This window comes from Cellulosimicrobium sp. So1_17 (genome assembly GCF_055181235.1).
Window position 1 is genome coordinate 299,151 of record NZ_CM143702.1, and the last position, 25,684, is coordinate 324,834.

24 protein-coding genes and 1 tRNA gene are annotated in these 25,684 nt (G+C 73.3%); 12 read left to right on the forward strand and 13 right to left on the reverse strand.

Annotated elements, in window-relative coordinates; all coding sequences use genetic code 11:
- The 6 genes from ACZCLJ_RS01285 to ACZCLJ_RS01310 form a co-directional block, all read right to left on the reverse strand.
- Positions 1–717, reverse strand: coding sequence for an alpha/beta fold hydrolase (locus ACZCLJ_RS01285; RefSeq protein WP_463105203.1), 717 nt, complete (start codon positions 715–717; stop codon positions 1–3).
- 73 nt (positions 718–790) lie between these two features.
- On the reverse strand, positions 791–1,342 hold the full coding sequence (locus ACZCLJ_RS01290) for a DedA family protein (protein WP_463105204.1): 552 nt from the start codon (positions 1,340–1,342) through the stop codon (positions 791–793).
- A gap of 3 nt (positions 1,343–1,345) precedes the next feature.
- The gene (locus tag ACZCLJ_RS01295) at positions 1,346–1,738 is read right to left on the reverse strand and encodes a Fur family transcriptional regulator (RefSeq protein ID WP_251151571.1); all 393 of its coding nucleotides are present in this window, start codon (positions 1,736–1,738) and stop codon (positions 1,346–1,348) included.
- Complete coding sequence (locus ACZCLJ_RS01300) at positions 1,735–2,733, reverse strand: metal ABC transporter permease (protein ID WP_463105205.1); 999 nt, start codon at positions 2,731–2,733, stop codon at positions 1,735–1,737. Before ACZCLJ_RS01300 ends, ACZCLJ_RS01295 begins: the two co-directional genes overlap by 4 nt.
- Positions 2,730–3,557 (reverse strand): metal ABC transporter ATP-binding protein, encoded by an 828-nt coding sequence (locus ACZCLJ_RS01305; RefSeq protein ID WP_463105206.1) that lies wholly within the window; start codon positions 3,555–3,557, stop codon positions 2,730–2,732. The genes ACZCLJ_RS01300 and ACZCLJ_RS01305 overlap by 4 nt, the downstream gene beginning before the upstream one ends.
- Positions 3,554–4,558: a metal ABC transporter substrate-binding protein gene (locus tag ACZCLJ_RS01310; RefSeq protein WP_463105207.1), complete on the reverse strand. Its 1,005-nt coding sequence runs from the start codon at positions 4,556–4,558 to the stop codon at positions 3,554–3,556. Before ACZCLJ_RS01310 ends, ACZCLJ_RS01305 begins: the two co-directional genes overlap by 4 nt.
- A 152-nt stretch (positions 4,559–4,710) precedes the next feature.
- Here ACZCLJ_RS01310 and ACZCLJ_RS01315 point away from each other — a divergent pair, with 152 nt between their 5' ends.
- Positions 4,711–6,114 (forward strand): glycine--tRNA ligase, encoded by a 1,404-nt coding sequence (locus ACZCLJ_RS01315; RefSeq protein ID WP_463105208.1) that lies wholly within the window; start codon positions 4,711–4,713, stop codon positions 6,112–6,114.
- A 99-nt stretch (positions 6,115–6,213) separates the two neighbouring features.
- On the opposite strand, the gene ACZCLJ_RS01320 is transcribed toward ACZCLJ_RS01315, so the two are convergent.
- Complete coding sequence (locus ACZCLJ_RS01320) at positions 6,214–6,378, reverse strand: hypothetical protein (RefSeq protein ID WP_251151566.1); 165 nt, start codon at positions 6,376–6,378, stop codon at positions 6,214–6,216.
- Positions 6,379–6,548: 170 nt separating this feature from the next.
- Between ACZCLJ_RS01320 and dusB the strand changes: the two genes are divergently transcribed.
- Positions 6,549–7,772 carry a tRNA dihydrouridine synthase DusB gene (gene dusB, locus ACZCLJ_RS01325; protein WP_463105209.1) on the forward strand — a complete coding sequence of 408 codons (1,224 nt, stop codon included), beginning with the start codon at positions 6,549–6,551 and terminating at the stop codon, positions 7,770–7,772.
- An 85-nt stretch (positions 7,773–7,857) separates the two neighbouring features.
- Here dusB and ACZCLJ_RS01330 read toward each other — a convergent pair whose 3' ends face one another.
- Positions 7,858–9,696 carry a glycoside hydrolase family 13 protein gene (locus tag ACZCLJ_RS01330; RefSeq protein WP_463105210.1) on the reverse strand — a complete coding sequence of 613 codons (1,839 nt, stop codon included), beginning with the start codon at positions 9,694–9,696 and terminating at the stop codon, positions 7,858–7,860.
- A 142-nt stretch (positions 9,697–9,838) separates the two neighbouring features.
- The gene (locus tag ACZCLJ_RS01335; protein ID WP_251151563.1) at positions 9,839–10,903 is read right to left on the reverse strand and encodes a LacI family DNA-binding transcriptional regulator; all 1,065 of its coding nucleotides are present in this window, start codon (positions 10,901–10,903) and stop codon (positions 9,839–9,841) included.
- A 259-nt stretch (positions 10,904–11,162) separates the two neighbouring features.
- Between ACZCLJ_RS01335 and ACZCLJ_RS01340 the strand changes: the two genes are divergently transcribed.
- From ACZCLJ_RS01340 to ACZCLJ_RS01355, 4 genes are all read left to right on the forward strand, one after another.
- Positions 11,163–12,392, forward strand: coding sequence for a sugar ABC transporter substrate-binding protein (locus tag ACZCLJ_RS01340; RefSeq protein WP_463105211.1), 1,230 nt, complete (start codon positions 11,163–11,165; stop codon positions 12,390–12,392).
- A gap of 152 nt (positions 12,393–12,544) precedes the next feature.
- Positions 12,545–14,185 (forward strand): ABC transporter permease subunit, encoded by a 1,641-nt coding sequence (locus ACZCLJ_RS01345; protein ID WP_463105212.1) that lies wholly within the window; start codon positions 12,545–12,547, stop codon positions 14,183–14,185.
- Between the two features lies 1 nt (position 14,186).
- A complete protein-coding gene (locus ACZCLJ_RS01350) occupies positions 14,187–15,098 on the forward strand; it encodes a sugar ABC transporter permease (RefSeq protein ID WP_463105213.1) in 912 nt (303 codons plus the stop codon).
- 5 nt (positions 15,099–15,103) lie between these two features.
- Positions 15,104–16,984, forward strand: a complete 1,881-nt coding sequence (locus ACZCLJ_RS01355) for a glycoside hydrolase family 13 protein (RefSeq protein ID WP_463105214.1) — start codon at positions 15,104–15,106, stop codon at positions 16,982–16,984.
- Positions 16,985–17,025: 41 nt separating this feature from the next.
- Here the strand turns inward: ACZCLJ_RS01355 and ACZCLJ_RS01360 are convergent, their stop codons facing one another.
- Positions 17,026–17,457, reverse strand: coding sequence for a hypothetical protein (locus ACZCLJ_RS01360; RefSeq protein ID WP_251151559.1), 432 nt, complete (start codon positions 17,455–17,457; stop codon positions 17,026–17,028).
- 127 nt (positions 17,458–17,584) lie between these two features.
- Between ACZCLJ_RS01360 and ACZCLJ_RS01365 the strand changes: the two genes are divergently transcribed.
- Together ACZCLJ_RS01365 and ACZCLJ_RS01370 are read left to right on the forward strand one after the other, a co-directional pair.
- Positions 17,585–18,337: a metallophosphoesterase family protein gene (locus ACZCLJ_RS01365; protein WP_463105215.1), complete on the forward strand. Its 753-nt coding sequence runs from the start codon at positions 17,585–17,587 to the stop codon at positions 18,335–18,337.
- Between the two features lie 57 nt (positions 18,338–18,394).
- Positions 18,395–19,726 (forward strand): deoxyguanosinetriphosphate triphosphohydrolase, encoded by a 1,332-nt coding sequence (locus ACZCLJ_RS01370; RefSeq protein ID WP_463105216.1) that lies wholly within the window; start codon positions 18,395–18,397, stop codon positions 19,724–19,726.
- Positions 19,727–19,744: 18 nt separating this feature from the next.
- Here ACZCLJ_RS01370 and ACZCLJ_RS01375 read toward each other — a convergent pair whose 3' ends face one another.
- Positions 19,745–20,203, reverse strand: a complete 459-nt coding sequence (locus ACZCLJ_RS01375; RefSeq protein WP_463105217.1) for a VOC family protein — start codon at positions 20,201–20,203, stop codon at positions 19,745–19,747.
- Between the two features lie 141 nt (positions 20,204–20,344).
- Here ACZCLJ_RS01375 and ACZCLJ_RS01380 point away from each other — a divergent pair, with 141 nt between their 5' ends.
- Together ACZCLJ_RS01380 and dnaG are read left to right on the forward strand one after the other, a co-directional pair.
- Entirely contained in the window at positions 20,345–21,295 is a 951-nt protein-coding gene (locus ACZCLJ_RS01380; protein WP_463105218.1) for an AraC family transcriptional regulator, read from the forward strand.
- A 9-nt stretch (positions 21,296–21,304) separates the two neighbouring features.
- A complete protein-coding gene (gene dnaG, locus ACZCLJ_RS01385; RefSeq protein ID WP_463105219.1) occupies positions 21,305–23,251 on the forward strand; it encodes a DNA primase in 1,947 nt (648 codons plus the stop codon).
- 122 nt (positions 23,252–23,373) lie between these two features.
- Here dnaG and ACZCLJ_RS01390 read toward each other — a convergent pair.
- Both ACZCLJ_RS01390 and ACZCLJ_RS01395 read right to left on the reverse strand, forming a co-directional pair.
- Positions 23,374–23,446: transfer RNA gene (locus tag ACZCLJ_RS01390), tRNA-Asn, on the reverse strand.
- Positions 23,447–23,491: 45 nt separating this feature from the next.
- On the reverse strand, positions 23,492–24,007 hold the full coding sequence (locus tag ACZCLJ_RS01395) for a hypothetical protein (RefSeq protein WP_251151553.1): 516 nt from the start codon (positions 24,005–24,007) through the stop codon (positions 23,492–23,494).
- Between the two features lie 282 nt (positions 24,008–24,289).
- Here ACZCLJ_RS01395 and ACZCLJ_RS01400 point away from each other — a divergent pair, with 282 nt between their 5' ends.
- Together ACZCLJ_RS01400 and ACZCLJ_RS01405 are read left to right on the forward strand one after the other, a co-directional pair.
- Positions 24,290–24,553, forward strand: coding sequence for a helix-turn-helix domain-containing protein (locus ACZCLJ_RS01400; RefSeq protein ID WP_463105220.1), 264 nt, complete (start codon positions 24,290–24,292; stop codon positions 24,551–24,553).
- A 35-nt stretch (positions 24,554–24,588) separates the two neighbouring features.
- Entirely contained in the window at positions 24,589–25,140 is a 552-nt protein-coding gene (locus tag ACZCLJ_RS01405) for a hypothetical protein (RefSeq protein WP_463105221.1), read from the forward strand.
- Positions 25,141–25,684: the final 544 nt, after the last annotated feature.

A 25,684-nucleotide genomic window follows, 5' to 3' on the forward strand; every position in this document is an offset into this window, starting at 1 on the left:
TCAGGCGGTGGCCGCCCGGGCGGCGAGCTCCTCCAGCCGGTCCGCCAGCTCCGCCGGACGGCTCAGGGCGACGAGGTGACCACCGGGCATCTCCTCGACGTCGAGCCCGAGCCGGCCCCGGGCCACCTCGCGCTGGAACGCGAGCGGGAAGAGGCGGTCGTCGCGGCCCTGCAGGACGACGGTCGGCACGTCGGGCCAGGAGGATGCCGGCCACGGCTCCGCGAACGACCGTGACGAGGGTGCGCGGTCCTCGCCGGCCAGGACGCGGGCGGTGACGTCGGCGGGGACGTCGTGGAAGAAGTCTTCGACCTCGTCGAAGGGGCCGAGCCCGGCCACGGCGCGTGCCGCCTCGTACCCGGTCACCGCCCACCAGTCGCCCGCCGTCTCCCCCGGGTCCGGGATCATCGGGTTGAGCAGGACGAGCAGGCCGACGGGGACGCGCTGCGCGACGAGTCCTCCGACGTAGGCGCCCATCGACTGCGCGACGACGACGAGCGCGTCGCCGGACCGTGCGTCGCTCGGCGGCGCTTCGTCGTGAGGAGAGGCGTGGAGCGCCGCGAGCGCCACGTCCGTGAGAGCCTCCCAGCCGTAGCCCTCGTCGTGCTGGGGGAGGTCGACGGGGACGGCTCGGTGGCCGCGCGCGCCGAGCTCGGGAACGAGCCGCTGCCAGTACCCCGGGTGGCCACCGGCGCCGGGCAGGAGGAGGAAGGTGGTCATGGGGGGAGGACCGCCGGCCGGTCCGGGACTCATCGGGCTCAGCGGTTCATCCGGCTCAGCGGTTCATCCGGCTTCAGCGCTGCGGGCTCGTCCCGTCCTCGACCGCGGCGTGCGGCACGTGGGCGGTGGACCGCGCCGCGCGCCGTCGGACCGTGACGACGACCACGGCGACCGCGCCCGCCACGAGGAGGAGCAGCGCGGCGGCACCCCAGGGCGACCCCGCGGCGAGCGCGACGGCGGCGGACCATGCGGCCCAGCCGACGGTCGCGTAGATCGTCGCGTGCAGGGCGCAGCCCAGCAGCATGGCGGGGAGGTAGCGGCCGAACGGCATGCGGACGACGCCGGCTGCGGCGTTGACCACCGTCTTGGTCCCCGTCGCGAGGAACGACGCCGGGACGGCGACGAGTCCCCAGCGGCGCAGGACCTCGACGCCGCGCGCGGTCGAGCTCCCCGACAGCCAGGCATGGACCCGCGCGACCCAGGGCCGCACGGGCCGCGTCCGGTCGAGCGTCCAGACGGTGACGAGCCGCGCGACCCAGTACGTCGCCTGCGTGCGCACGAGGACGACGGCGAAGAAGAAGGCGAACAGCGCGGCGAACGGTGCTCCGTCCAGCGCCTCCGGCACGGCTCAGCCCTGCTCGGACCCGCGGGCCGCGCAGCTCTCGCACGTGCCGAAGAGCTCGATCGTGTGCTGGATCTCGCTGAAGCCGTGCGTCGCGCCGACCTGCGTCGCCCAGGCCTCGACGGTGGGGCCGTCGATCTCGACCGTCCGGCCGCAGCCGCGGCACACGAGGTGGTGGTGGTGCTCGCGCCGCTCGCACCGGCGGTAGAGGTTCTCGCCCTCCTCGGTGCGCAGGACGTCGACCTCGCCGCCGCCGGCGAGGCTCTGCAGGGTGCGGTAGACGGTCGCGAGCCCGACGGAGTCGCCGCGCGAGCGCAGGATCTCGTGGAGCTGCTGGGCGCTGCGGAAGTCCTCGACGTCCTCGAGCGCGTCGGACACCGCGGCCCGCTGGCGGGTCATGCGCTGCACGTGTCACCTCCGGTAGCGGGATGGTCGGCGCCGACTGAGCCGCGACCGCCGGCGGGGACGAGGCGGGCCTCGGGGAGGTCGACGTCGTCCGGGATGTCGGGGTGCGGGTCGTGCGCGACGCGCGGCCGACGGTGCGCCCACAGGGGGCGCAGCAGGGCCACGACGAGGTAGGTCGCGATCGCCAGGACGACGATGGTCGCACCCGGCGACAGGAAGTTCCAGTACGTGATCGACAGCCCGACGACGCACACGACGACGCCGACGACGCACGCGACGAGCATCGTCCGGCGGAAGGACCGCGTGACGAGCTGGGCGACCGCGACGGGCACGATCATGAGCGCGCTGACGAGCAGCAGCCCGACGACGCGCATCGACACCGTGACCGTGAGGGCGGCGACGACGGCGACCGCGATGTTGAGCGCGCGCACGGGCAGGCCGGAGGCGCGCGCGAACTCCTCGTCGTGGCTCACGGAGAACAGCGCGGCGCGCAGCCCGAGGCCGACGAGCAGGATCACGGCGCTCAGGACGACCGTGAGGACGAGGTCGGACGACGTCACGGTGGAGATCGAGCCGAACAGGTACTGCATGAGGCTGCCCGCGGAGCCCCCCGCCAGGCCGATGAGGAGCACCCCGCCGGCGATGCCGCCGTAGAAGAGCAGGGCGAGCGCGAGGTCGCCGCTCGTGCGGCCGCGCTCTCGCACGAGCTCGATGGCGACGGACCCGATCACCGCGGCCACCACGGCCCCGGGGATCGCGAGGGCGTCGTTCGGGACGAGACCCATCGCGGACCCGACGAGCCAGCCGAGCGCGACGCCCGTGAGCGCGACGTGACCGATGCCGTCGCCGAGGAGCGAGAGCTTGCGCTGCACGAGGTACGTGCCGACGACGGGCGCGCTGAGGCCCACGAGGAGGGCAGCGACGAGGGCGCGCTGCATGAGCGGGTCGGTGAGCATCGCGGCGAGCTCGGAGGTGATCGACCCGGTCATGACGCCGTCCTCGGTGCGTGACCCGCGGCCGGGTCGGGGTACAGGGTGTCGACGAGCCCGGTCGTCGGGCCGGCGGGTGCGCCGTCGGGCGCCGGCTCGTGGGGGTGCTGGTGCTGGTGCGTCGCGCCCGCGTGCAGGGAGGCCGGGCGGGGCGGAGCGCCGTCGTGCACCACGCGCCCGTGCCGCAGGACGACCGCTCGGCGGACGAGCGGCGCCAGCGCGCCGAGCTCGTGCAGGACGACGAGGACGGTGAGGCCGTCGCCGACGAGCCGCGTCATCGTCGCGGCGAACGACTCCTGGCTGGACTTGTCGACGCCGGCGACCGGCTCGTCGAGGACCAGCAGGTCGGGTCGGCGGACGAGGGCGCGCGCGATGAGGACGCGCTGCTGCTGGCCGCCCGAGAGCTCGGCCATCGAGTCCGCGGCACGGTCGGCGAGCCCCACCTGGTCGAGCGCGGCGACCGCGCGGGTGCGCCAGTCGCGCGGCAGCCACAGGCGCCCGCCGCCCAGGAGGCCGGAAGCGACGACCTCTGCCGCGGTCGACGGCATGCCCGACGGCGCGGCGACGCGCTGCGGGACGTAGCCGAGCCGCCGCCACGGGACGCGTGGGCCGAGCGGCGCACCGAACAGCTCGACGGTCCCCGCCGAGAGCGGGACGATGCCGACGAGGGACCGCACGAGCGTCGACTTCCCGGAGCCGTTGGCACCGAGGAGCGCGACGACGTCGCCCTGCGGGATCGCGAGGTCGATGCCGCGCAGGATCTCGCTGCCGCCGAGGTTCACGTGCACGCCGCGCGCGGCGACGAGCGGGGCGGCGGATGTCACGAGCAGACCAGCCCGGACGTCAGCGCCTCGAGGTTGGACTCCATGACCCCACGGTAGTCCGTGGCGTCGTCGCTCAGGCCCTCGAGGGGGTCGAGCACCGCGGTCCCCACACCGAGGTCGTCGGCGAGGGTCTCGGTCACCTTCGGGCTGGTGAGGGTCTCGAAGAAGAGGGTGGTCACGCCGTTGTCGCGCACGACCTCACCCACCTCGCGCAGCCGAGCGGGCGACGGCTCGGCCTCGGGGTCGATGCCCGAGATGCCGACCTGCACGAGGTCGTAGCGCTCCGCGAGGTACCCGAACGCCTCGTGGGACGTGACGAGCGTCGCGCCGGCGCACGCGGCGAGGGCGTCGGCGTACTCGGCGTCGAGCGCGTCGAGGTCGGCCGTCAGCGCTGCGGCGTTGGCCTCGTACTCGTCGGCGTGCTCCGGGTCGATCGCCGACAGCTCGGCCGCGACCTGGTCGCCGACGGCCGCGAGGCGCGTCGGGTCGAGCCAGAAGTGCGGGTCGAGGGAGCCGTGGCCGTGCCCGTCGTCGGCGGCCTCGTCGGGGTCGTCGTCCGCGTGCTCGGCGTGCTCCTCGGCGCTCTCGCCCGCGTGGGAGTCCGCCGACCCGGGGTGCTCCTCGAGGTGCGCCGCCTCCGTCGCGTCGACGACGTGCTCCGGGTCGCGCTGCTCGACGCCCTCGTCGACCGCGGCCTGGAAGCCCGACTGGTAGACGACGAGGTCCGCGTCGCCGATCGCGCGCACCTGCGCGGGCGCGAGCTCGAGGTCGTGCGGCTCGGCGGCCGGCGGCGTGAGGTTGGCGACCGACACGAGGTCCCCGCCGACCTGCTCGGCGACGTACTGGAGCGGGTAGAAGGACGCGAGGACCTGGACGCGCCCGTCCTGCGACGCGCCGTCGACCCCGCCCGCGCCCGACGAGCAGGCGGCGACGAGCGCCGTGGCGGCGAGGGCTGCGGTGGCGGTGAGCGCGCGGCGGCGCAGGCGGGGGGAGGGGCGCATGTCTCCAGTGTCCTCCTTAGTGAAAATGGATGTCAAAACCGTTCACGGTGAGCCGAGTCACCCGGGGTACGCTGGTCGGTCGGCGCCCCGACGGGCGCCCGCCCACCCGTCCAGCCCCCACGAGCCACGTGCGGGGCCGATCCTCAGGAGTGATGACCGTGGCCGCTGCGCCCTCACCGACCGCCCGCCTCGACGCCGTCGTGTCCCTCGCCAAGCGGCGCGGGTTCGTCTTCCCGTCCGGTGAGATCTACGGAGGTACGCGCTCCGCGTGGGACTACGGGCCGCTCGGCACCGAGCTCAAGGAGAACATCAAGAAGCAGTGGTGGCGCTCCACGGTCACGAGCCGTGACGACGTCGTGGGGCTCGACTCGTCCGTCATCCTCCCGCGCCAGGTGTGGGTCGCCTCCGGGCACGTCGGCGTCTTCACCGACCCCCTGACCGAGTGCCTCTCGTGCCACAAGCGGTTCCGTGAGGACCAGATGATCGAGGAGTTCGAGGAGAAGAAGGGTCGTGCGCCCGAGGGCGGCCTCGCCGAGATCGCGTGCCCCAACTGCGGCACGCGCGGGCAGTGGACCGAGCCGCGCGACTTCAACATGATGCTCAAGACGTACCTCGGCCCGGTCGAGGACGAGTCCGGGCTGCACTACCTGCGCCCCGAGACGGCGCAGGGCATCTTCGTGAACTTCGCCAACGTCATGGGCGCCAGCCGCAAGAAGCCCCCGTTCGGCATCGGCCAGATCGGCAAGTCGTTCCGCAACGAGATCACGCCGGGCAACTTCATCTTCCGCACGCGCGAGTTCGAGCAGATGGAGATGGAGTTCTTCGTCGAGCCCGGGACGGACGCCGAGTGGCACCAGTACTGGATCGACGCGCGCACCGACTGGTACGTGGACCTCGGCATCTCGCGCGACAACCTGCGCCTGTACGAGCACCCGCAGGAGAAGCTGTCGCACTACTCGACCCGCACGGTCGACATCGAGTACCGCTTCGGCTTCTCCGGCTCGGAGTGGGGCGAGCTCGAGGGCATCGCGAACCGCACGGACTTCGACCTGAGGACCCACGCGGAGCACTCCGGCAAGGACCTGTCGTACTTCGACCAGACGAAGAACGAGCGCTGGGTCCCGTACGTCATCGAGCCCGCGGCGGGCCTGACGCGCTCGCTCATGGCGTTCCTCGTCGAGGCGTACACGGAGGACGAGGCGCCCAACGCGAAGGGCGGCGTCGACAAGCGCACCGTGCTCCGCCTGGACCACCGCCTGGCCCCGGTCAAGGCCGCCGTGCTCCCGCTGAGCCGCAACGAGCAGCTCTCGCCCAAGGCGAAGGACCTCGCGACCGAGCTGCGGAAGTACTGGAACGTCGACTTCGACGACGCCGGCGCGATCGGCCGTCGCTACCGCCGTCAGGACGAGATCGGCACGCCGTTCTGCATCACGGTCGACTTCGACACGCTCGACGACCAGGCCGTCACCATCCGCCACCGCGACTCGATGGCGCAGGAGCGCGTCGCGCTCGACAAGGTGACCGAGTACCTGGGCGGGCACCTGCTCGGCGCCTGACCCGGCGGCAGCCGACGGCAGACGACGACGGGGCGGGACCGCGAAGGTCCCGCCCCGTCGTCGTGCGCCTGGGCGGCGCACCCGCCCCCTGCCGTCGAGCTAGATCTTCTTCGCCGCGCCCTTGCCCCTGTTCAGCACCGCGAGCACCAGGCTCACGACGAGGATCGCGACACCGATCCAGAGCAGCACCTTCGCGGCCTCGATGGCGACGCCCAGGATGAGCAGCACGGCGCCGACGATGACGAGGATCAGCCAGAGAGGCATGGAGTTCCTTTCGTCCTGTTGTCGGCCGAAATGCCGACCTGGGAACCCTCCCACACCTCCGAAGTCCTCGCGCGGTGAGGACGGTGGACCGGAGCCGGTCCTCGCCTCTCAGCGCACACCGAGCCCGGCCGCGCACACCCGGGGGCACGCGGTCGCGGACGGGTGGGACAATGGAGCGCGTGAGTGCTCCGACCCTCGACACGACGAACACGGCCCGCGCGGCCGCACCCGTGCTGCCGCCGCTGCAGATCGGCCCGATCCGGGTGGACACGCCCGTCGTGCTCGCGCCCATGGCCGGCGTGACGAACAAGGCCTTCCGCACGCTCTGCCGCGAGGCGGGCGCGAGCGTCGGCGAGGACCCCGGCCTGTACGTGGCGGAGATGGTCACGAGCCGCGCCCTCGTGGAACGCAACACCGAGGCGCTGCGCATCGTGACCTTCGGCGCGGACGAGTCGCCACGCTCGGCCCAGGTGTACGGCGTCGACCCGGCGACGGTGCGCGAGGCCGTGCGCATCATCGTCGCGGAGGACCGGGCCGACCACGTCGACCTGAACTTCGGCTGCCCCGTCCCCAAGGTGACGCGCAGGGGCGGCGGCGCCGCGCTGCCGTGGAAGCGCGACCTGTTCACCGCGATCGTCCGCGGGGCCGTGGAGGCCGCGCGGCCGTACGGCGTGCCCGTGACCGTGAAGATGCGCAAGGGCATCGACGACGACCACCTGACCTACCTCGAGGCGGGGCGCATCGCGGAGGGCCTCGGCGTCGCGGCGGTCGCGCTGCACGCGCGCACGGCCGCCCAGCACTACTCGGGCACCGCGGACTGGTCCGCGATCGCGCGCCTGAAGGAGACCGTGACGAGCGTCCCCGTGCTCGGCAACGGCGACATCTGGTCCGCCGAGGACGCGCTGCGCATGGTGGACGAGACGGGCTGCGACGGCGTCGTCGTCGGGCGCGGCTGCCAGGGTCGCCCCTGGCTCTTCGCCGACCTCGCCGCCGCGTTCGCCGGCCGTCCCGAGCGCGTGCGTCCCGGTCTGCGCGACGTCGCGGAGACGGTCTTCCGGCACGGCGAGCTGATGATCGACTACTTCGACGGTGACGAGGGCAAGGGCATGCGCGACCTGCGCAAGCACATGGCCTGGTACCTCAAGGGCTACGCGGTCGGCGGGGACTCGCGGCGCGCGCTCGCGATGGTCTCGACGCTCGCCGAGCTGCGCACCCTGCTCGACGCGCTCGACCTCGACGCGCCCTACCCGGGTGAGGCGGCCGAGGGGCAGCGAGGACGCGCGGGGTCGCCCAAGACGCCGCACCTGCCGTACGGGTGGCTCGACTCGCGCGAGCTCGACGCGGAGCACTCCGAGCGGCTGCGCGAGGCCGAGCTGAGCGTCTCCGGCGGCTGACCTCCCGTGACCCCCGCGAGGGGGCGTCCCCGGGCACGACGACGGCCGGGCACCTCGCGGAGGTGCCCGGCCGTCGTGGGTCGCGTCAGAGCGCGCGCAGCCAGACCGTCGTGTCGGACGGCACGCGCACCTGCGGGTCGGCCGAGCGGTCGGTGCGGACCGGGCCGGACGCGACGAGCACCTCGACGCCGCGCGGCAGGACCACGGGGTCGCTCCCGAGGTTGGTCAGCACGACGACGTCGCGGTTGCGCAGCGCGATGACGTCGTCGGAGCCGGCATACTCCTCGACCCACGCGAGCGTGCCCGTGCCGAGACGCTCGGCGCGACGGGTCGCGAGAGCGGCGCGGTACGTCTCGTACGTCGAGCCGGCGACGCCGCGCTGGACGTCGGCGGCGTAGCGCGCGTAGGACTCGGGCTGGGGGAGCCAGGTCCTGCCGGTCGGTCCGAACCCGTGCCCGGGGGCCTCGGCGTGCCACGGCAGCGGGACGCGGCAGCCGTCGCGGCCGGCCTCGGCGCCCTGCGTGCGGAAGAACGCGGGGTCCTCGCGGACGTCGTCGGGGAGCGCGGTGTGCTCGGGCAGGCCGAGCTCCTCGCCCTGGTAGAGGTACGACGACCCCGGCAGGCCGAGCATGAGCAGGGACGCCGCGCGGGCGCGGCGCAGGCCGAGCTCCTCGTCCGGCTGCGCCTCGTGGGCGAAGATCCCGTTCGGGCGCAGCCCCGGGTCGGCGAGGCCGAGGCGCGACGCGTGGCGCACGACGTCGTGGTTCGACAGGACCCACGTCGTGGGGGCGCCGACCTCGTCGTTCGCGCGCAGGGAGGCGGCGATCACGGTGCGCAGCGGGGCGGCGGACCACGGTGTCGTGAGGAACGAGAAGTTGAACGCCTGGTGCATCTCGTCGGGGCGCACGTACCGCGCGAGGCGGGACAGCGGCTCGACCCAGGCCTCGGCGACGAGCGCGCGGTCGCCGTCGTACTCGGCGAGCACCCGGTGCCAGGCGCGGTAGATCTCGTGCACGCCGTCCTGGTCGAACATCGGGCCGGAGTTGCCGGCGCCGGTCGAGCCGTCCTCCGGGGCACCCGGGTCCACGGCCTCGTCGGACGTGCCGCCGCCCTCGGTGCCCTCGACCATCGAGACGGAGCCGTCCCAGTCGGGCAGGCCCGGGGCCTTGACCATGCCGTGCGCGACGTCGATGCGGAAGCCGTCCACGCCCTTGTCGAGCCAGAAGCGCAGGACGTCCTCGAACTCCGAGCGGACCTCGGGGTTTTCCCAGTCGAGGTCCGGCTGGGAGGAGTCGAAGAGGTGCAGGTACCACTGGCCCGGCACCTCGTCGGCGGCACCGGTCACGGGGCGAGCGCCCGCGCCCGCCGTCACGCGGGTCCACGCCGGGCCGCCGAAGATCGACTGCCAGTTGTTCGGCGGGAGCTCGCCGTGCTCGCCCTCGCCCTCGCGGAAGACGTACCGGCCGCGCTCGGCCGAGCCCTCGGGCGACGCGAGCGCCGCCTGGAACCACGCGTGCTGGTCGGACGTGTGGTTGGGCACGAGGTCGACGATCACGCGGATGCCGCGCGCGTGCGCCTGGGCGAGGAGCTCGTCGAAGTCGGCGAGGGTGCCGAACAGCGGGTCGACGTCGCGGTAGTCCGCGACGTCGTACCCGGCGTCCTTCTGGGGCGAGCGGTAGAACGGGCTCAGCCACACGGCGTCGACGCCCAGCTCGGCGAGGTGGTCGAGCTTCGACGTGATGCCCGGCAGGTCGCCGATCCCGTCGCCGTCGCCGTCGGCGAAGGAGCGCGGGTAGACCTGGTAGATCACCGCGTCGCGCCACCACTCGGGTGCCTCGCCGGCGCCCGCGTGCACGAGCGCGCCCGCGGCGAGCGGCTGCAGGGTGGCGGTGGTGGGCGGCGTCGTCGAATCGATACGAGTCATCGAGCTGTGGATCCTCACGTGAGTGGTCGTGCGTCGGGGTCGTGGTGCGTCGAGGGGCGTAGAGGCGTGGTCGCGCCGACCCGCCATCGAGTGTAAGCGCTTGCGGTCCGGGCGCGCCGAGGTGCGACGGCGCGAGGCCGGGTCAGGCGGTCGGGTCCCCCGAGGGAGGTGCGCTGTCGGGGGCCGTGCGCGACGGTGCGGCGCCCGTGGAGTCGCGCACGATGAGCTCGGGCTGGAACAGCAGCTCCGAGCGGGGCGCCCGCTCGCCCGCGATCTCGGTGAGCAGCGCGCTGATCGCCGCGTGGGCCATGGCCGCGACGGGCTGGCGCACGGTCGTGAGCGGCGGGTCGGTGAACGCGATGAGCGGCGAGTCGTCGTACCCGACGACCGACACGTCGTCGGGCACGCGCAGGCCCCGTGACCGTGCCGCCCGGATCGCGCCGAGCGCCATGAGGTCGGAGCCGCACACGATCGCGGTGTGCCCGGCGTCGATGAGCTCGCCCGCGGCGGCCTGCCCGCCCTCGACCGTGTAGAGCGTCACCACGACGTGGGCCGGGACGTCGGACGGGTCGGCGACGAGCTCGTGCCGGACCAGGGCGTCCGTGAAGGCCGCGAGCTTGCGCTGCGCCGGGACGAAGCGGTCGGGCCCGATGGCGAGGCCGATGCTCCGGTGCCCGAGGGAGACGAGGTGGCGCACCGACAGGTCGACGCTCGAGACGTCGTCGGGCGAGACGAACGGTGCGTCGATGCCCTCCGCGTAGCCGTTGACGAGGACGATCGGGATGCCGCGGCTGCGCAGGCGCTCGTACCGCTCGTGGCTCGCCTGGGTGTCGGCGTGCAGCCCGGAGACGAAGACGATGCCGTCGACCGCGTGGTCCATGAGCATGTCGACGTAGTCGTCCTCCGTCGTGCCGCCCGGCGACTGGGTGCACAGCAGCGGCGTGTAGCCGTGCTCCGCGAGCAGCGACTCGATCGTCTGGGCGAACGCGGGGAAGACGGGGTTCGTCAGCTCGGGGACGACGAGGCCGACGAGACCTGCCGAGCGGGTGCGCAGGGTCGACGGACGTTCGTAGCCCAGCACGTCGAGCGCGGCGAGCACGGACTGGCGCGTCTCGCTCGCGACACCGGCCTTCCCGTTGAGCACGCGCGAGACCGTCGCCGTGGAGACGCCGGCCTGGGCGGCGAGATCGCTGAGACGGGTGCGCACGTGGGGAAGCGTAGGGGACACCGGACCTCCTCGTCCTGGTCGTCCGGCCGGTGAGTCGCGAGCCGGTGGTTCGAGGCGCGCGCAGATCGCCTGCCGGAGGAGGCGGGCGGGCGCCGTCCGGCGCCCTGAAAAGCGTTGCATGAAAGTTACCGCAACAACTTGCACAGGCGCCACCCGCCGATCTACGGTCTGTCGCATCAGGGTCCGGCACCGGCGCCAGCCGGGCGGGCCACCACCACACACGCTTGGAGTGCCCCTGATGCGACGGAGCATCCTTCTCGCCGCCGCGCTGACCACGACGCTCGCCCTCGCGGCCTGCTCGTCCGGCGAGAGCGGCGACGAGACCACCACGGAGCCCGAGGAGACCGCCTCCTCCACCGGCTCGCTCACCGTCTGGGTCGACGAGACCCGGCAGGACGCCGTCACCGCCGCCGCGACCTCCTTCGAGGAGGAGACCGGGACGAGCGTCGAGGTCGTCCTGAAGAACTTCGAGGACATCCGTGCGGACTTCCTCGCGCAGGTGCCGACGGGCGAGGGCCCGGACATCACGGTGGGTGCGCACGACTGGCTCGGCGAGCTCACGACGAACGGCGTCGTCGCCCCGCTCGAGCTCGGGGACAAGGCGTCGGAGTTCGAGACGGTCTCGCTCCAGGCCTTCACCCAGGACGGCCAGGTCTACGGCCTGCCCTACGCGATCGAGAACATCGCCCTCATCCGCAACACGCAGCTCGCGCCCGAGGCCCCGGCCACGTGGGACGACGCCGTCGCGGCGGGCCAGGCGGCCGGGACGACGTTCCCGATCCTCGTGCAGTCGGACAACGACAAGGGCGACCCCTACACGCACTACCCGTTCCAGACGTCGTTCGGCGCCCCGGTCTTCACGCAGAACGAGGACGGCAGCTACTCGTCCGAGCTCGCGATGGGCGGCCCCGAGGGACAGGCCTACGCCACGTGGCTGGGCGAGCAGGGCGCCGCGGGCGTGCTGAGCCAGGACACGACCTACGACATCGCCGTCGAGGCGTTCAAGAACGGCGAGTCGCCGTTCATCGTCGGCGGGCCGTGGATGATCGAGTCCTTCGAGGGCATGGACCTGTCGATCGACCCGATCCCCGCCGCGGGCGACCAGCCCGCGCAGCCGTTCGTGGGCGTGCAGGGCTTCTACCTCAGCGCCGAGAGCGAGAACGCGATCGTGGCGAACGACTTCCTCGTGAACTTCCTCTCGACCGAGGAGGCGCAGCTCGCGCTGTACCAGGCGGGCAACCGTCCGCCGGCGCTCACCGCAGCGGCCGACTCCGCCGCGTCCTCCGACCCGATCGTCGCGGGCTTCCGTGCCGTCGGCGCCGAGGCCGTGCCGATGCCGTCCATCCCCGAGATGGCTTCCGTGTGGAGCTTCTGGGGCGTGACCGAGGCCGCGATCGTCAGCGGTGCGGACCCCGTCGCGACGTGGGACAAGATGATCGCCGACATCGAGGGCGCCATCGGTTCCTGACCGGACCCCGACCGGTACCGGCCGCCGTCGGGCCGTGGGAGACCACCTCCTGCGGCCCGGCGGCTGCCTGCCGGTCCGCCGCCCACCCCGGGGCGGCCCACGACCTGTGACGCGGTGCCGCCGCCGCGTCGGACCACCTCGGAGGCACCACGATGTCCGCCCCTCAGACCACGACCGACGATCTCGTCGGCACCCCACCGGCCGACGGCCCGGGAGCACGTCGCCGCGCGCTGCGGCCACGCGACGGCTCGCACGCGCGGGACTACGGGCCGGGCTTCTTCGTCAAGCTCGCGCTCATGGCCGTCGTCGACGCGCTCGGGGTCTACGTGGTGTGGTCGGCGTGGCAGGCCGGCTCGTACGGCGTCCTCGCCGCGAGCCTGGCGCTGCTCGTCGCCGCGAACTGGGTGTACTTCTCGCGCCGTGCCCTGCCGCTGAAGTACATCCTCCCGGGGCTCGCGTTCCTCCTGGTCTTCCAGATCTTCGTCGTGGCCTACACGGGCTACGTCGCGTTCACCAACTACGGCACCGGGCACAACGGGACGAAGGAGCAGGCGGTCTCCGCGCTCCTCGTGCAGAACGAGCGGCGCGTCGAGGGCTCGCCCTCCGTCCCGCTCACCGTGGTCGCCGACGGCGACGACCTCGGCTTCGCGGTCCTCACCGAGGACGGCGACGTCGAGGTCGGCAGCGCCGAACAGCCGCTCGCGGCCGCTGACGGCGCGACCGTCGAGGACGACCGCGTCACCGAGGTGCCGGGCTGGGCCGTCCTCCCGCGCGACCAGGTCCTGCAGCGCCAGGGCGAGGTCACCGAGCTGCGCGTCCCGGTCTCCGAGGACCCCGAGGACGGGTCGATCCGCACGACCGACGCCCGCACCGGCTACGTCTACACCTCGTCCCTTGAGTGGGACGAGGCGGCCGACACGATGACGGACACGACGACGGGGACCGTCTACACCCCGAACGACGAGGGTCAGTTCGAGGCCGCGGACGGCTCGACGCTCGCCGTCGGGTGGCGCGTCCCCGTCGGCCTCGACAACTTCGCCACGGCGTTCACCGACAGCCGGTACGCGGAGCCGTTCGTCAAGATCCTCGCGTGGACCTTCGTCTTCGCCATCGGCTCCGTCGCGACGACCTTCCTGCTCGGCCTGTTCCTCGCGATCACGTTCAACGACACGCGCATGCGCGGCCGCAAGATCTACCGGACGCTCATGATCCTGCCGTACGCGATCCCGGGCTTCCTCGCCGCGCTCCTGTGGTCCGGCCTGCTCAACACCCGGTTCGGCTACATCAACACGGTGCTGCTCGGCGGGGCGGAGATCCCGTGGCTCACGGACCCGTGGCTCGCGAAGCTCGCGGTCCTCGGCGTCAACCTCTGGCTCGGCTTCCCCTACATGTTCCTCATCTGCACGGGCGCGCTCCAGTCGCTGCCGTCGGACGTCATGGAGGCCGCCAAGATCGACGGCGCCGGACGCTGGCGCACCTGGAAGTCGATCACCCTGCCGCTCCTCCTCATCGCGACGGCGCCGCTGCTCATCTCGTCGTTCGCCTTCAACTTCAACAACTTCACGCTCATCTACATGCTCACGGGCGGCGGTCCACGGTTCGCCGACGCGTCCGTCCCGCTCGGGCACACGGACATCCTCATCTCGATGGTCTACTCGATCTCGGGCGTCGACGGCTCCGCCGCGAAGGACTTCGGTCTCGCGAGCGCCCTGTCGATCGTCATCTTCCTGATCGTCGGGACCATCTCCGCCCTGGCGTTCCGGACCACGCGCAAGTTCGAGGAGCTCAGCTGACATGGCGACCACCCACGCCGCGCCCGTCGTCGACGGCGCCACCCAGCCCGCCCCGGAGCGCCGCATGAAGCCCGCTCGCTGGTTCACCGAGCTCGGCTGGCGCCACGTCGTCGGCGTCGTCGCGGTCGTCTACGCCGCGTTCCCGCTCGTGTACGTGCTCTCCGCGTCGCTCTCGGAGAACGGCACGCTGACCGGCTCGAACTCCCTGTTCTCCGACGTCAGCACGGCGAACTACGCCCAGCTCGGCACCACGATGTTCTGGACGTGGATGACGAACACGCTCGTCATCGCCGTCGTGACCTCGGTCGGCACCGTGCTCATGGGGGCCGCGGCCGCCTACGCCTTCTCGCGCTTCCGGTTCTCCGGGCGGCGCGTGGGGCTGACCTCGTTGCTCATCATCCAGATGTTCCCGCAGATGCTGGCGTTCGTGGCGATCTTCCTGCTGCTGCTCGGTCTCGGCGACGTGGTGCCGGCGCTCGGCCTCAACAGCAAGATCGCGCTCGTCGCGGTCTACCTCGGCGGCGCGCTCGGCGTGAACACGTTCCTCATGTACGGGTTCTTCAACACGGTCCCGCGCGAGCTCGACGAGGCGGCGAAGATCGACGGCGCCACGCACACGCAGATCTACTGGACGATCATCCTGCGCCTCGTCGCCCCGATCCTCGCGGTCGTCGCGCTGCTCTCCTTCATCAGCACGTTCGGCGAGTTCATCATCGCGCGCATCGTCCTGTCGTCGGAGAGCAACTGGACGCTCGCCGTCGGCCTCTACGGGTGGGTGTCCTCGCTCCGTGAGGCCAACTGGGGGCTGTTCACGGCCGGCGCCGTGATCTCGGCGCTGCCCGTGCTGGCGTTGTTCCTGTACCTGCAGAAGTACATCGTCGGCGGCCTGACCGCCGGCTCCGTGAAGGGCTGAGCCGCGTGGAGCCGTCCTCGTCCCGCAGCGTCGGCCCGGCGACCGCGCCGACCTCGGCACCGACCGCCCACCACGACGGCTCCGCGCTGTACGTCCCCGAGGGCACCCCGTCGCTCGGCGACACGGTCCCGGTCCGCGTGCGCGTACCGCGCGCGGCGGGCGTCCGGGACGTGTGGCTGCGCTCGGTCCGCGACGGCGAGCCGCGGCTGTCGCCTGCCCGCCTCGACCGCTCGGACGAGCACGAGGACTGGTACGTCGCCGACGTGCTCGTGCACAACCCGGAGACGGGGTACCGGTTCTTCCTCGACGCCCCCGGCGCCGACGGGAGCAGCGGCTACCGCTGGCTCAACGGGCGCGGCACGTGGGAGCGCGACGTGCCCGACGCCGCGGACTTCCGCCTCACGGTCCACGACCCGGCGCCGTCGTGGATGGCCGACGGCGTCGTGTACCAGGTCTTCCCCGACCGGTTCGCGCGGTCCTCCTCGGCGGCCGGCCAGGACCTCCCGGCCTGGGCCGTGCCCGCCGCGTGGGGCGACGAGCCCCACGGCTCGGGGCCCGACGTCGGCACGCAGTACTACGGGGGCGACCTCGCCGGGATCGAGGAGCGCCTCGACCACCTCGTCCGGCTCGGCGTCGCCACGCTCTACACGACGCCCGTGTTCCCGGGACGCTCGAACCACCGCTACGACGCGAGCACGTTCGACCACGTCGACCCGCTCCTCGGGGGCGACGAGGCCTACGCGTCGCTGGTCCGGGCCGCGCACGCGCGAGGGCTGCGCGTCATGGGCGACCTCACGACGAACCACACCGGCGTCGGTCACGAGTGGTTCTCGCGCGCGCTCGCCGACCCCGGGGCGCCCGAGCGGGACTTCTACTACTGGACCGAGGGCGACCCCGGTTATGTCGGCTGGCTCGAGCACGCGTCGCTGCCGAAGCTCTCCTACGGCTCGGCCGAGCTCGCGGCGCGCATGATCGACGGGCCGGGCTCCGTCGTCGGGCGCTACCTGCGCGAGCCGTTCGGCATCGACGGGTGGCGCATCGACGTCGCGAACATGACCGGTCGCTACGGCGCCGAGGACCGCACGCTCGACGTCGCGCGGACGCTGCGGGCCACGATGGCCGCGGTCAACCCCGACGCCGCGCTCGTCGCCGAGCACTTCCACGACGCCACGGGCGACCTCGCGGGCGACGGCTGGCACGCGAACATGAACTACTCGGCGTTCACGCGGCCGGTGTGGACGTGGCTGTCGCCGGCCGGGTCGTCGGTGCCGTACCTCGGCCTGCCGGTGCGCACGCCGCGCCGCGGCGGCCGGTCGGTCGTCGAGACGATGCGGGACTTCGACGCCGTGCACCCGTGGCGTGTGACCGCGTCGCAGTGGAACATGCTCGGCTCGCACGACACGCCGCGCCTGCGCTCGATCGTCGGCTCGCGCGAGCTCGTCGAGGTCGCGGCGACGCTCCTGCTCACCTACCCGGGCACGCCCGTGGTGTTCGCGGGCGACGAGGTCGGACTCACGGGCCTCAACGGCGAGCACGCGCGCGCGACCATGCCGTGGGACGAGCCCGACCGCTGGGACGCCGCGACGTTCGAGCTCTACCGCTCCCTGATCGGGGTGCGCCGCGCGTCGCCCGCGCTGCGGTCCGGCGGGCTGCGGTGGGTCCACGTCGACGACGACGCGCTCGTCTACCTGCGCGAGACCCCGGACGAGCGCGTCCTCGTCGCCGTCGCGCGCGACGCGTGGCCGGGGGTGCGGCTGCACCCCGCGGTCGTGGGGACGGCGAGCGCGGCCGAGCGGCTCCACGGCGATCTCGACCTGCCCGTGCACGACGGCGCGTGGCGGCTCGCGGGCGACGGTCCGGCCGTGGGGGTCTGGCGGCTGCACTGAGGGTCCTCCGGGACGACGTCGCCCACCCGGACGCGACGGCCTCACGCGAACAGGTGCGCGACCCGGTCCACGGCGTCGTCGTACTGCGCGCGGTCGAACGCGAAGGGCCCGAGCCGGCCGTAGTCCCAGCGCGGCTGGTGCGGCTGGGAGAAGCCGGACCACGTGACCGTGTGCTCCTCGACGGCGATCGTCGCCTCGAGCGGCCAGCAGCCTGCCTCGTGGCAGTCGCACGCCAGGATCCACGCGTGCCCCGGGGCGGGGACGCGCCCCCGCCCGTACCAGAGCTGCGCCGCCGGCCCGTACCGGAAGTGCTCGGGGACGAGCCCGCCGTACGCGCCGGCGGGGGAGTAGCCGGCGGCCGACTCGACGTCGCGCGCCATCTCGACGAGCGAGCGACCGTCGACGTAGGGCACGACCTCGACCACGCCGTCGACGGTGACGACCCGGAGCTCGAGCGCGTGCGCTGCACCCATACGGCCGAGGCTACCGCCCGCGCGCCGCCCAGTCCCTGTCGAGACGAGAGCGTCCGTCCCCGGCCTGCCCGGACCCGGGGCGGAAGGTCCCTTCTCGGCGCCGCGACCTCCGTGGCAGGATCGCGGCGTGCCTGTCGAACGCCTCGCCGTCGTCTCGGACGTCCACGGGAACCTCTCCGCGCTCGAGGCGGTGCTCGCCGACGCCGCGTCGCGCGGCGTGACGCGCATCGTCAACCTCGGCGACGACGTCGGCAAGGGCCCGCGCGGGAGCGCGGTGGAGGACCGGTGCCACGAGGTGTGCGAGGTCAACGTCCGCGGGAACTGGGACGACTTCCTGCCGCGCTGGGCCGACGAGTCGGCGCCCGAGATGGTGTGGTGGCGCGACGAGCTGCGCCCCGACCAGCGCGAGCGCCTCGCCGCCCGCCCCCTGTGCCACGACCTGCTGCTCAGCGGGCGGCGCGTGCGCCTGTTCCACGCGTCCGCGAGGAGCCTGTACACCAAGGTGCACTTCCACCACACGCCCGAGGAGTTCGCGAGCATGTTCGCCGCGACCGACCTCACCGGGCCGGGGCCGGAGCCCACGGTCGTCGGGTACGGCGACGTGCACGACGCCTACCTCGAGATCGACCGTGGCCGGACGCTCTTCAACACCGGCAGCGTCGGCAACCCGCTCGACGAGCCGACGCCGGTCTACGCGATCCTCGAGGGCGTCGTCGACTCGCCCGACCCCGCCCCGTTCGCGCTGCAGCACGTCCGCGTCCCCTACGACGTCGAAGCCGAGATCGCGGTCGCGTACGAGCTGGGGATGCCGCAGGCCGACCAGTGGGCTCGCGAGCTGCGTACCGCGGTCTACCGGGGGCTGCACGAGCAGTCGGACTGACCGGCCGCGCCCGGGCGGTCCGGCCGGTCGACACGCAGGGATCGCTACGCTGAGCCGGTGCAGACCTTCGAGCAGGGCGCGTTCGACCCCACGGTCGTCGGGTCCTTCCCCCGCCCGGCCTCCGGCGAGGAGGGGACGGCGTCGTACACGGACGCCGACACGGAGCGCTGGTCCGTCGAGTCGCCGAAGTCCCGGGCCCGCACCCCGTTCGAGCGGGACCGCGCGCGCATCGTCCACTCCTCGGCCCTGCGGCGTCTCGGCGCGAAGACGCAGGTGCTCGGCCCGGGCAGCGACGACTTCGTCCGCACCCGGCTCACCCACACGCTCGAGGTCGCGCAGGTGGGCCGCGAGATCGGCAAGGCGCTCGGCTGCGACCCCGACATCGTCGACACCGCGTGCCTCGCGCACGACCTCGGGCACCCGCCGTTCGGGCACAACGGTGAGCGGGCGCTCGCGGACATCGCCGTCGACATCGGCGGGTTCGAGGGCAACGCCCAGACGCTGCGCCTCCTCACGCGCCTCGAGCCGAAGGCGGTCACCGACGACGGCCGGCCCGTCGGCCTCAACCTCACGCGCGCGAGCCTCGACGCGAGCGTCAAGTACCCGTGGGGAGCCGGCGAGGGGCCACCCCGGGCCGACGGGCGCGCGACCCACAAGTTCGGCGTGTACGAGGACGACCGCCCCGTGTTCGACTGGCTGCGCGCCGGTGCGCCGAGCCAGGTGAAGTGCCTCGAGGCGCAGGTCATGGACCTCGCCGACGACGTCTCCTACTCCGTGCACGACGTCGAGGACGCCGTCGTCGGGGGCCGCATCGAGCTCGCGGTGCTCGAGGACGCCGAGGAGCGCGACCGTGTCGTGCGCGCGGTGCACGCCTGGTACGGCACCGCGCAGGACGCGGCCGAGCTCGAGGCCGCGATCGGTCGCCTGCAGAAGACGGGGCACCTCGTCACCGGGTTCGACGGCTCGCGGCGTGCCCTCGCCGCGCTCAAGGACGCGACGAGCCAGCTCATCGGCCGGTTCACGGGCGCCGCCCAGGAGGCCACGCGCGCCGTCTTCGGCGACGGGCCCCTGACGCGCTACGCGGCGCGACTGGTCGTGCCCGACGAGACCGTCGCCGAGATCCTCGTGCTCAAGGGGATCGCCGTCGCCTACGTCATGGCGCCCCGCGAGCAGGAGCCGCTCTACCAGCGGCAGCGCGAGGTGATCGCGGACCTCGTCGAGGTGCTCGCCGACCGGGCGCCGGTAGCGCTCGAGCCGTCGTTCGCCGCCGACTGGGCGGAGGCGGCCGACGACGCCGCGCGCCTGCGCGTCGTCGTCGACCAGGTCGCGTCGCTCACCGACGTGTCGGCGATGCAGCTGCACGCGCGGCTCGTGCGTCCGCACGGCTGACGCGCCCGACGCACCGCCTCAGTCGTCGCCGCGCTGGGTGATCCACGCGTCGCTCGCACGCTGCACGTCCTCCGCGGTCACCGACTCCGCGACGGTGACGAAGTACCAGCGGTGGCCGAACGGGTCGCGCACCGCGGCCTGCCGGAACCCCTCGAACCAGTCCGCCGGCTCGGCGAGGCTCGACGCCCCCGCCGCGACGGCGCGGGCGTGCGCCGCGTCGGTGTCCTCGACCGGCACGGTGAAGGACGCGTGCGTCGGTGCGCCGGGCTCCGGCGCGGCCGAGTCGGGCGGGAACGCCTCCGCGACCGTAAAGGTCGAGACGCCCGCCGCCGACCGGAGCCGCAGGTCCGAGTGGATCACCGCGTCGCCGGCCGTGACCACGTCGACCACCTCGGCGCCGAGCGCCGCCTCGTAGAACGCGATGGCCTCCCGCGCGCCGCTCACCGTCACGTTCGGGTGCAGTGCCGACATCTCCATGGTGTCCTCCTTCGACAGGCGCCCCCGTGCGGAGCGCGTCCGTGCCCGTCGCGTGCTCGTCCCGTGCTCGTCCCGTGCTTGTCCCGAGCTCGTCCCGGGACCACCATGCTCGTGTCGGTCCGTCGTGCCAGTCTTGGAGGAATGCGACAGGTGTTCGAACGCGAGCCTCCCGTCGGGGCACGTCCTCCGACGACGTCCCTGCGCGGGCTCGTCGACCCCGCCGCCGCACGTCGCGGCTTCGAGCTCGTGCGGATCGACCCGGCGCCCGACGTCGCCGACCTCGTCGAGCGGCACTGGGTCGTGCGCTGGGACCTGCCACCGGGGGAGTCGTTCACGCAGGTCGTCGTGCCGCATCCCGTCGCCAACGTCGTCGCGGAGGAGTCCGGCTACGCCGCGCACGGGATCCCGCCCGGCCTGTTCGAGCGCACTCTCATGGGGAGCGGTGCGGTCGTGGGGACGAAGCTGCGACCGGGCGCCTTCCGCGTCCTGCTCGGGTCCGCCGACGCCGTGCGACCCGGCGCGCTCGTCCCCGCCGCGTCGTTCCTGGGCCCGACGGCGGACGCGGCCTCCCGCTCGGCCGTCACCCTGGCCGTCCGTGGACGTCCCGAGGACGCGGTGGCCGAGGTCGAGCCGCTCGTGCGCGCTCGCGCGCGCGCCGTCCGCTCCGCCCGGACCGTGAGGGACCTCGAGCGGGTCCGGACCGTGATGGCCACGCTCGTGGCCGGCGGCCTCGGGCCGGGAGCCGGCGTGCACGACCTCGCGGACGTCGTCGGGACCACGCCGCGCACGCTGCAGCGCCTGTTCGCCCGGTATGTCGGTGTGAGCCCCAAGTGGGTGCTGCAGCGGCACCGCGTCCACGTCGCCGCCGACCTGCTCGCCGCCGACCCCGGGCAGGACCTCGCGACCCTTGCGACCGCCGTCGGCTACTACGACCAGGCGCACCTCGGGACCGACTTCGCCCGCGTGACCGGGACCACCCCGGCGGCGTACGCGCGCCGGTGCGCCGCGTCGCGGGCGGCGCTCGCCGAGGCCGTCGGCGCGGGAGCCGGCACCGGCGCCGGAGCGGCCTCCACGGCCGCCCCGGACGCATAGACTCGGGTCGTGGCAGGCCTGATCCGACGCGAGGACGTGGACGCCGTCCGCGACCGCGCACGGATCGACGAGATCGTCTCCGCGCACGTCACGCTCAAGTCCGCCGGCGTCGGCTCGCTCAAGGGACTGTGCCCGTTCCACGACGAGCGCTCGCCGTCGTTCCACGTGCGGCCCGGGGTCGGGCGCTGGCACTGCTTCGGCTGCGGCGAGGGCGGCGACGTCATCTCGTTCGTGCAGAAGATCGACGGGCTGACGTTCACCGAGGCGGTGGAGTACCTCGCCGACCGCGTCGGGATCCAGCTCCGGTACGAGGAGAGCGGGCACGGCGGGGGAGCACCCCGCCCGCGCGAGGAGCCCGGCAGGCGCCAGCGCCTGCTCGAGGCCCACCGCGTCGCGGCGCAGTACTTCACGGAGCAGCTCGTCGGCCCGGGGGCGGGCGCCGCGCGCGCGTTCCTCGCCGAGCGCAGCTTCGACCGGTCCGACGCCGAGCACTTCGGGGTCGGCTACGCACCGACCGGCTGGGACAGCCTGCAGCGGCATCTCCAGGGTCGTGGGTTCACCCAGGCCGAGCTGGTCGCGTCGGGTCTCATGAGCCAGGGTCAGCGCGGGATCTACGACCGCTTCCGCGGCCGGCTCGTGTGGCCGATCCGCGACGTCACGGGGGAGATCGTCGGGTTCGGCGCGCGCCGCCTGTACGACGAGGACCAGGGCCCCAAGTACCTCAACACCCCCGAGACGTCGCTCTACAAGAAGTCGAACGTGCTGTACGGCATCGACCTGGCGAAGCGCGAGATCGCGAAGCAGAAGCGCGTCGTCGTCGTCGAGGGCTACACCGACGTCATGGCCGCGCACCTGTCCGGCGTGACCACCGCCGTCGCGACGTGCGGCACCGCGTTCGGCACCGAGCACGCGCGCATCGTGCGCCGCCTCCTGGGCGACACGACGGCGGGCGGCGGCATGCAGCTCGCGTCCGGGACGTCCGTCGGCGGCGAGGTGATCTTCACGTTCGACGGCGACGCCGCCGGGCAGAAGGCCGCCGTCAGAGCGTTCGGCGAGGACCAGCGGTTCTACGCGCAGACGTTCGTCTCCGTCGAGCGCAGCGGCATGGACCCGTGCGAGCTCCGGATGGCGCGCGGACCGGACGCGGTGCGTGCGCTCGTCGACGGGCGTCAGCCGCTGTTCGAGTTCGTCATCCGCACGACGCTCGCCGGGTTCGACCTCGACACCGCCGAGGGACGCGTCGGCGCGCTGCGCGCCGCGGCACCGATCGTCGCGGGCATCCGCGACGCCGCGCTGCGTCCCGAGTACGCGCGCCTGCTCGCGGGGTGGATCGGCATGGACGCGGACCGCGTGCGGCGCGAGGTCGCGTCGGCGAGCCGTCGGACCACGCCCGGCCCCGTGCGCACGTCGCGTCCCGACGACGCCCGCCAGGGCGCGGCCGACGACGCCCCGGTCGAGCCCGCGATGCCCGCACCGGACCCACGCGACCCCGTCGCGCGTCGCGAGCGGCTCGCCCTCGTCGCGGTGCTGCAGTACCCGCAGCACGTGCCGCCCGTGTTCGACACCCTCGACGAGGACGCCTTCTCGGTCCCGGCCTGGCGTGCCGTGCACGCCGCGGTCCGTGCGGCCGGCGGTGCCCGCGAGGGCGCGGTGCTCGGCGCGGGCCGCTGGGTGGAGGCCGTCGTCGAGCAGGCCGCGGAGCCGGTCCGAGGCCTCGTCACCGAGCTCGCCGTCGCCCCGCTCCCGGAGGACCGCGAGAGCGTCGTCGGGGGGTATGTCGCAGGCGTCGTGCGCGGGCTCGTGGACCTCGGGCTGACCCGCCGGATCGCCGACGCGAAGAGCAGGCTCCAGCGCCTCGACCCGTCGGCCGACGTCGCCGCGTACCAGGAGGCCTTCGCCCGGCTCCTCGCGGTCGAGGCCGAGCGGCGCACGCTGCGCGAGGGCGAGATCGCCTGACGGTCTGCGCGGCGCATCGCGCCGGAGGCACGACGAGTGCGAGCGAGCCGCGGCCGCTGCCCGAGAGACGTGCGTCGGGACGAGAAAGGGGCGCCGACCTGTGTCGACGCCCCTTCCGAAGGCTCCCGCGGTAGGACTTGAACCTACGACCGTCCGATTAACAGTCGGATGCTCTGCCAGCTGAGCTACGCGGGATCGGCCACGGCTTCACCGTGGTGACCGGGGAAAACTCTAGCAGGCTCAGAGGGGTAGTCCGGACGCCGACCGGACGCGGGACTCGGCGGCGTCGACCCGTGCGGCGACCTCCGGGTCGTCGAGATCGACCCCCGGTTCCGTGACGACCTGGGAGAACAGGCCGCCGTCGGGATGACGCCGCACCGCGACCCGCGCGGTGCGTCCTGCGGCGAACGTCACGGTCTCGGACAGGACGACGGACGACTGGACCCGTTCGCGCAGCGTCTGGACGAGGGCGGTGCGTCGCGGGTCGGCGAGGCGGAGGTCCGCCGGGGGGCTCCCGTCGACCCAGGAGACGGAGATGGTCGACGACTCGGGCGAGTACGACGCGCGGTCGACGTCGGACCAAGGGCGCCTCGACGCCACCGCGCCGGACGCGTCGCTCGTCACGAGCGTGCTGCGCGTCGCGACGGCCCACGCGCCGTCCACGAGCTCCGCCGACGCGAGCACGCGGTCCCCGGCGGGGATGTCGAGGGCGCGGCGGACCGGGTCGGGGAGCGAGTGGCGGCGGAACCAGGACACGGACCTACGGTAGCCGCTGAGCGATGGGGGAGGGCGACGTCGCGAACGGCAGGGAGGCTCCGGCCGACGGCCGGGCGTCGCGGTGATGACTGGTGCCCCGTGCAGGACTTGAACCCGCGACCGAGAGATTCCGGGGCCACGTGTTCGGTCACGTTCCCGGTGGGTCGTGATCGGTGCTCGTGTGCAGGCCAGAGGGTCTTTCCCGGCAACCGTTCGATGCCGCCAACCACCCCTGCGTGCCGTCCATTCCGTTGGGTAAGCGCTGGACGAAGCCCCTGTGGGATGCCCGGTGGGCGCTACGGTCGCAGCGTGAGAGATGACGAATTCGGGGCGTGGCTGACGACGTCGGAGGCGGCCGCGGCGGCGCGACGGCATGCGGTCACCGTGCGGTCCGCGCGAGAGGCGGGCGAGCTGCACGGCGTGCAGAGGATAAAGCGTGGCCGGTGGCTCGTGCGTGAGGGCTGCCTCGAGGCATGGATGAGCGGGGCGCCGTGCCCGCATGAGCTCGACGCGAGGAAGGTCGTCCCGTTCCGGCGGCGGAGCTGACGGAAACGGTGGACTCGCAGCGCTACTGTCCCGGCATGGCACCACGCAGCGAGGACCCGGAGAGCGCCCAGGCCCTGCTCGGCGCGCTCGAGGCGCTGAAGGCGGCGATCTTGCGCCACGACAAGGCGCGTGGCTCGTCGTCTCGCGAGACGGAGGCGTTCGGGTCGCTCGTCGAAGCGACCTGGTGGGTCGCCTCGCTCGACGAGCACCTGACCGACGAGGGGAAGGGCAGCTACAAAGCGCTCAGGGCGCAGCACGACGACGGCGATGCGGTGCTCGCGATGCTGTGGGCCCGGGACCGCCACTATCACCAGCTGCCCTATTCGGTGGAAGACGATCCGCGAGCCCCCGTGTGGCCCATGGCCTTGGGAGAGCCGTGGCTGAGTGCTGGGCTCGTTTGGAAGTCGCGCGAGGAGCTCTCGCGGTTCGGAGGCTGGACAAGGGTCCATGGGTCCGATGAGGCGTTCGACCGTGCTGCTTCCGGAACGCGAACGACGACGCCCCTGATCCGCTCGTTGCGGTTCTTCTGCTGGCTCGGAGAGCCGGAGCAAGGGCTCTTGCCGGAGTTCCGTCCTTGGCGCTGGTGACGACCATCGCGCTGGTCGTGGAGGCGCTACCGTCCGGGCATGGATTGGCTCTCGTTCGTCATGGGCGGCATCGTCGGCCCGCTCGTAGTCGCTGGCGTGCAGGCTGTTGCGGGGTGGTCTCGGCGGCCACGGGGGCGTTTCGAGGTCCGTCGCACGCCGCTGCCACATGGAGGGGCGCTGGTACGCGCGGTATGGACAGGAGCGGGCGAGGCATGGGACGTCCTGATCGTCCCACGCCACGGGATCGCCCAGGGCCCTCGCAAGCTCGAGGACGGGCGTCTCGCGGAGGGAGTCGGCGAGGTGTCGCTCACGCTGTTCCCCGACAGTGCGGGCCGGGCTGAGGTGCAAGTGATGTACCGCGCCCGGCCCGGGGGAAGCGCGTTGTCCATCGCGGTCGACGTCGTGCGCGGTAGGACGCGAAAGGTCAGCCGGCGCGAGCTGCGCGCGGCGTCCCGCCAGCGCCGTCGGGCGGTCGCAGTGTGAGGCCTCTGCGCGGCGAGGTGTGAGGACCGCCCGGAGGCGTTCTGAGCCGGGCAGGAGCGGC

Coding starts and splice junctions, on each gene's coding strand:
- ACZCLJ_RS01360 (WP_251151559.1), bottom strand. CDS start 17,457: ATGGGTGCAGCGCACGCGCTCGAGCTCCGGGTCGTCACCGTCGACGGC.
- ACZCLJ_RS01315 (WP_463105208.1), top strand. CDS start 4,711: ATGACCGTGGCCGCTGCGCCCTCACCGACCGCCCGCCTCGACGCCGTC.
- ACZCLJ_RS01400 (WP_463105220.1), top strand. CDS start 24,290: ATGCCCGGTGGGCGCTACGGTCGCAGCGTGAGAGATGACGAATTCGGG.
- ACZCLJ_RS01345 (WP_463105212.1), top strand. CDS start 12,545: ATGTCCGCCCCTCAGACCACGACCGACGATCTCGTCGGCACCCCACCG.
- ACZCLJ_RS01320 (WP_251151566.1), bottom strand. CDS start 6,378: ATGCCTCTCTGGCTGATCCTCGTCATCGTCGGCGCCGTGCTGCTCATC.
- ACZCLJ_RS01375 (WP_463105217.1), bottom strand. CDS start 20,203: ATGGAGATGTCGGCACTGCACCCGAACGTGACGGTGAGCGGCGCGCGG.
- ACZCLJ_RS01405 (WP_463105221.1), top strand. CDS start 24,589: ATGGCACCACGCAGCGAGGACCCGGAGAGCGCCCAGGCCCTGCTCGGC.
- ACZCLJ_RS01330 (WP_463105210.1), bottom strand. CDS start 9,696: ATGACTCGTATCGATTCGACGACGCCGCCCACCACCGCCACCCTGCAG.
- ACZCLJ_RS01380 (WP_463105218.1), top strand. CDS start 20,345: ATGCGACAGGTGTTCGAACGCGAGCCTCCCGTCGGGGCACGTCCTCCG.
- ACZCLJ_RS01285 (WP_463105203.1), bottom strand. CDS start 717: ATGACCACCTTCCTCCTCCTGCCCGGCGCCGGTGGCCACCCGGGGTAC.
- ACZCLJ_RS01350 (WP_463105213.1), top strand. CDS start 14,187: ATGGCGACCACCCACGCCGCGCCCGTCGTCGACGGCGCCACCCAGCCC.
- ACZCLJ_RS01295 (WP_251151571.1), bottom strand. CDS start 1,738: ATGACCCGCCAGCGGGCCGCGGTGTCCGACGCGCTCGAGGACGTCGAG.
- ACZCLJ_RS01300 (WP_463105205.1), bottom strand. CDS start 2,733: ATGACCGGGTCGATCACCTCCGAGCTCGCCGCGATGCTCACCGACCCG.
- dusB (WP_463105209.1), top strand. CDS start 6,549: ATGGAGCGCGTGAGTGCTCCGACCCTCGACACGACGAACACGGCCCGC.
- ACZCLJ_RS01310 (WP_463105207.1), bottom strand. CDS start 4,558: ATGCGCCCCTCCCCCCGCCTGCGCCGCCGCGCGCTCACCGCCACCGCA.
- ACZCLJ_RS01340 (WP_463105211.1), top strand. CDS start 11,163: ATGCGACGGAGCATCCTTCTCGCCGCCGCGCTGACCACGACGCTCGCC.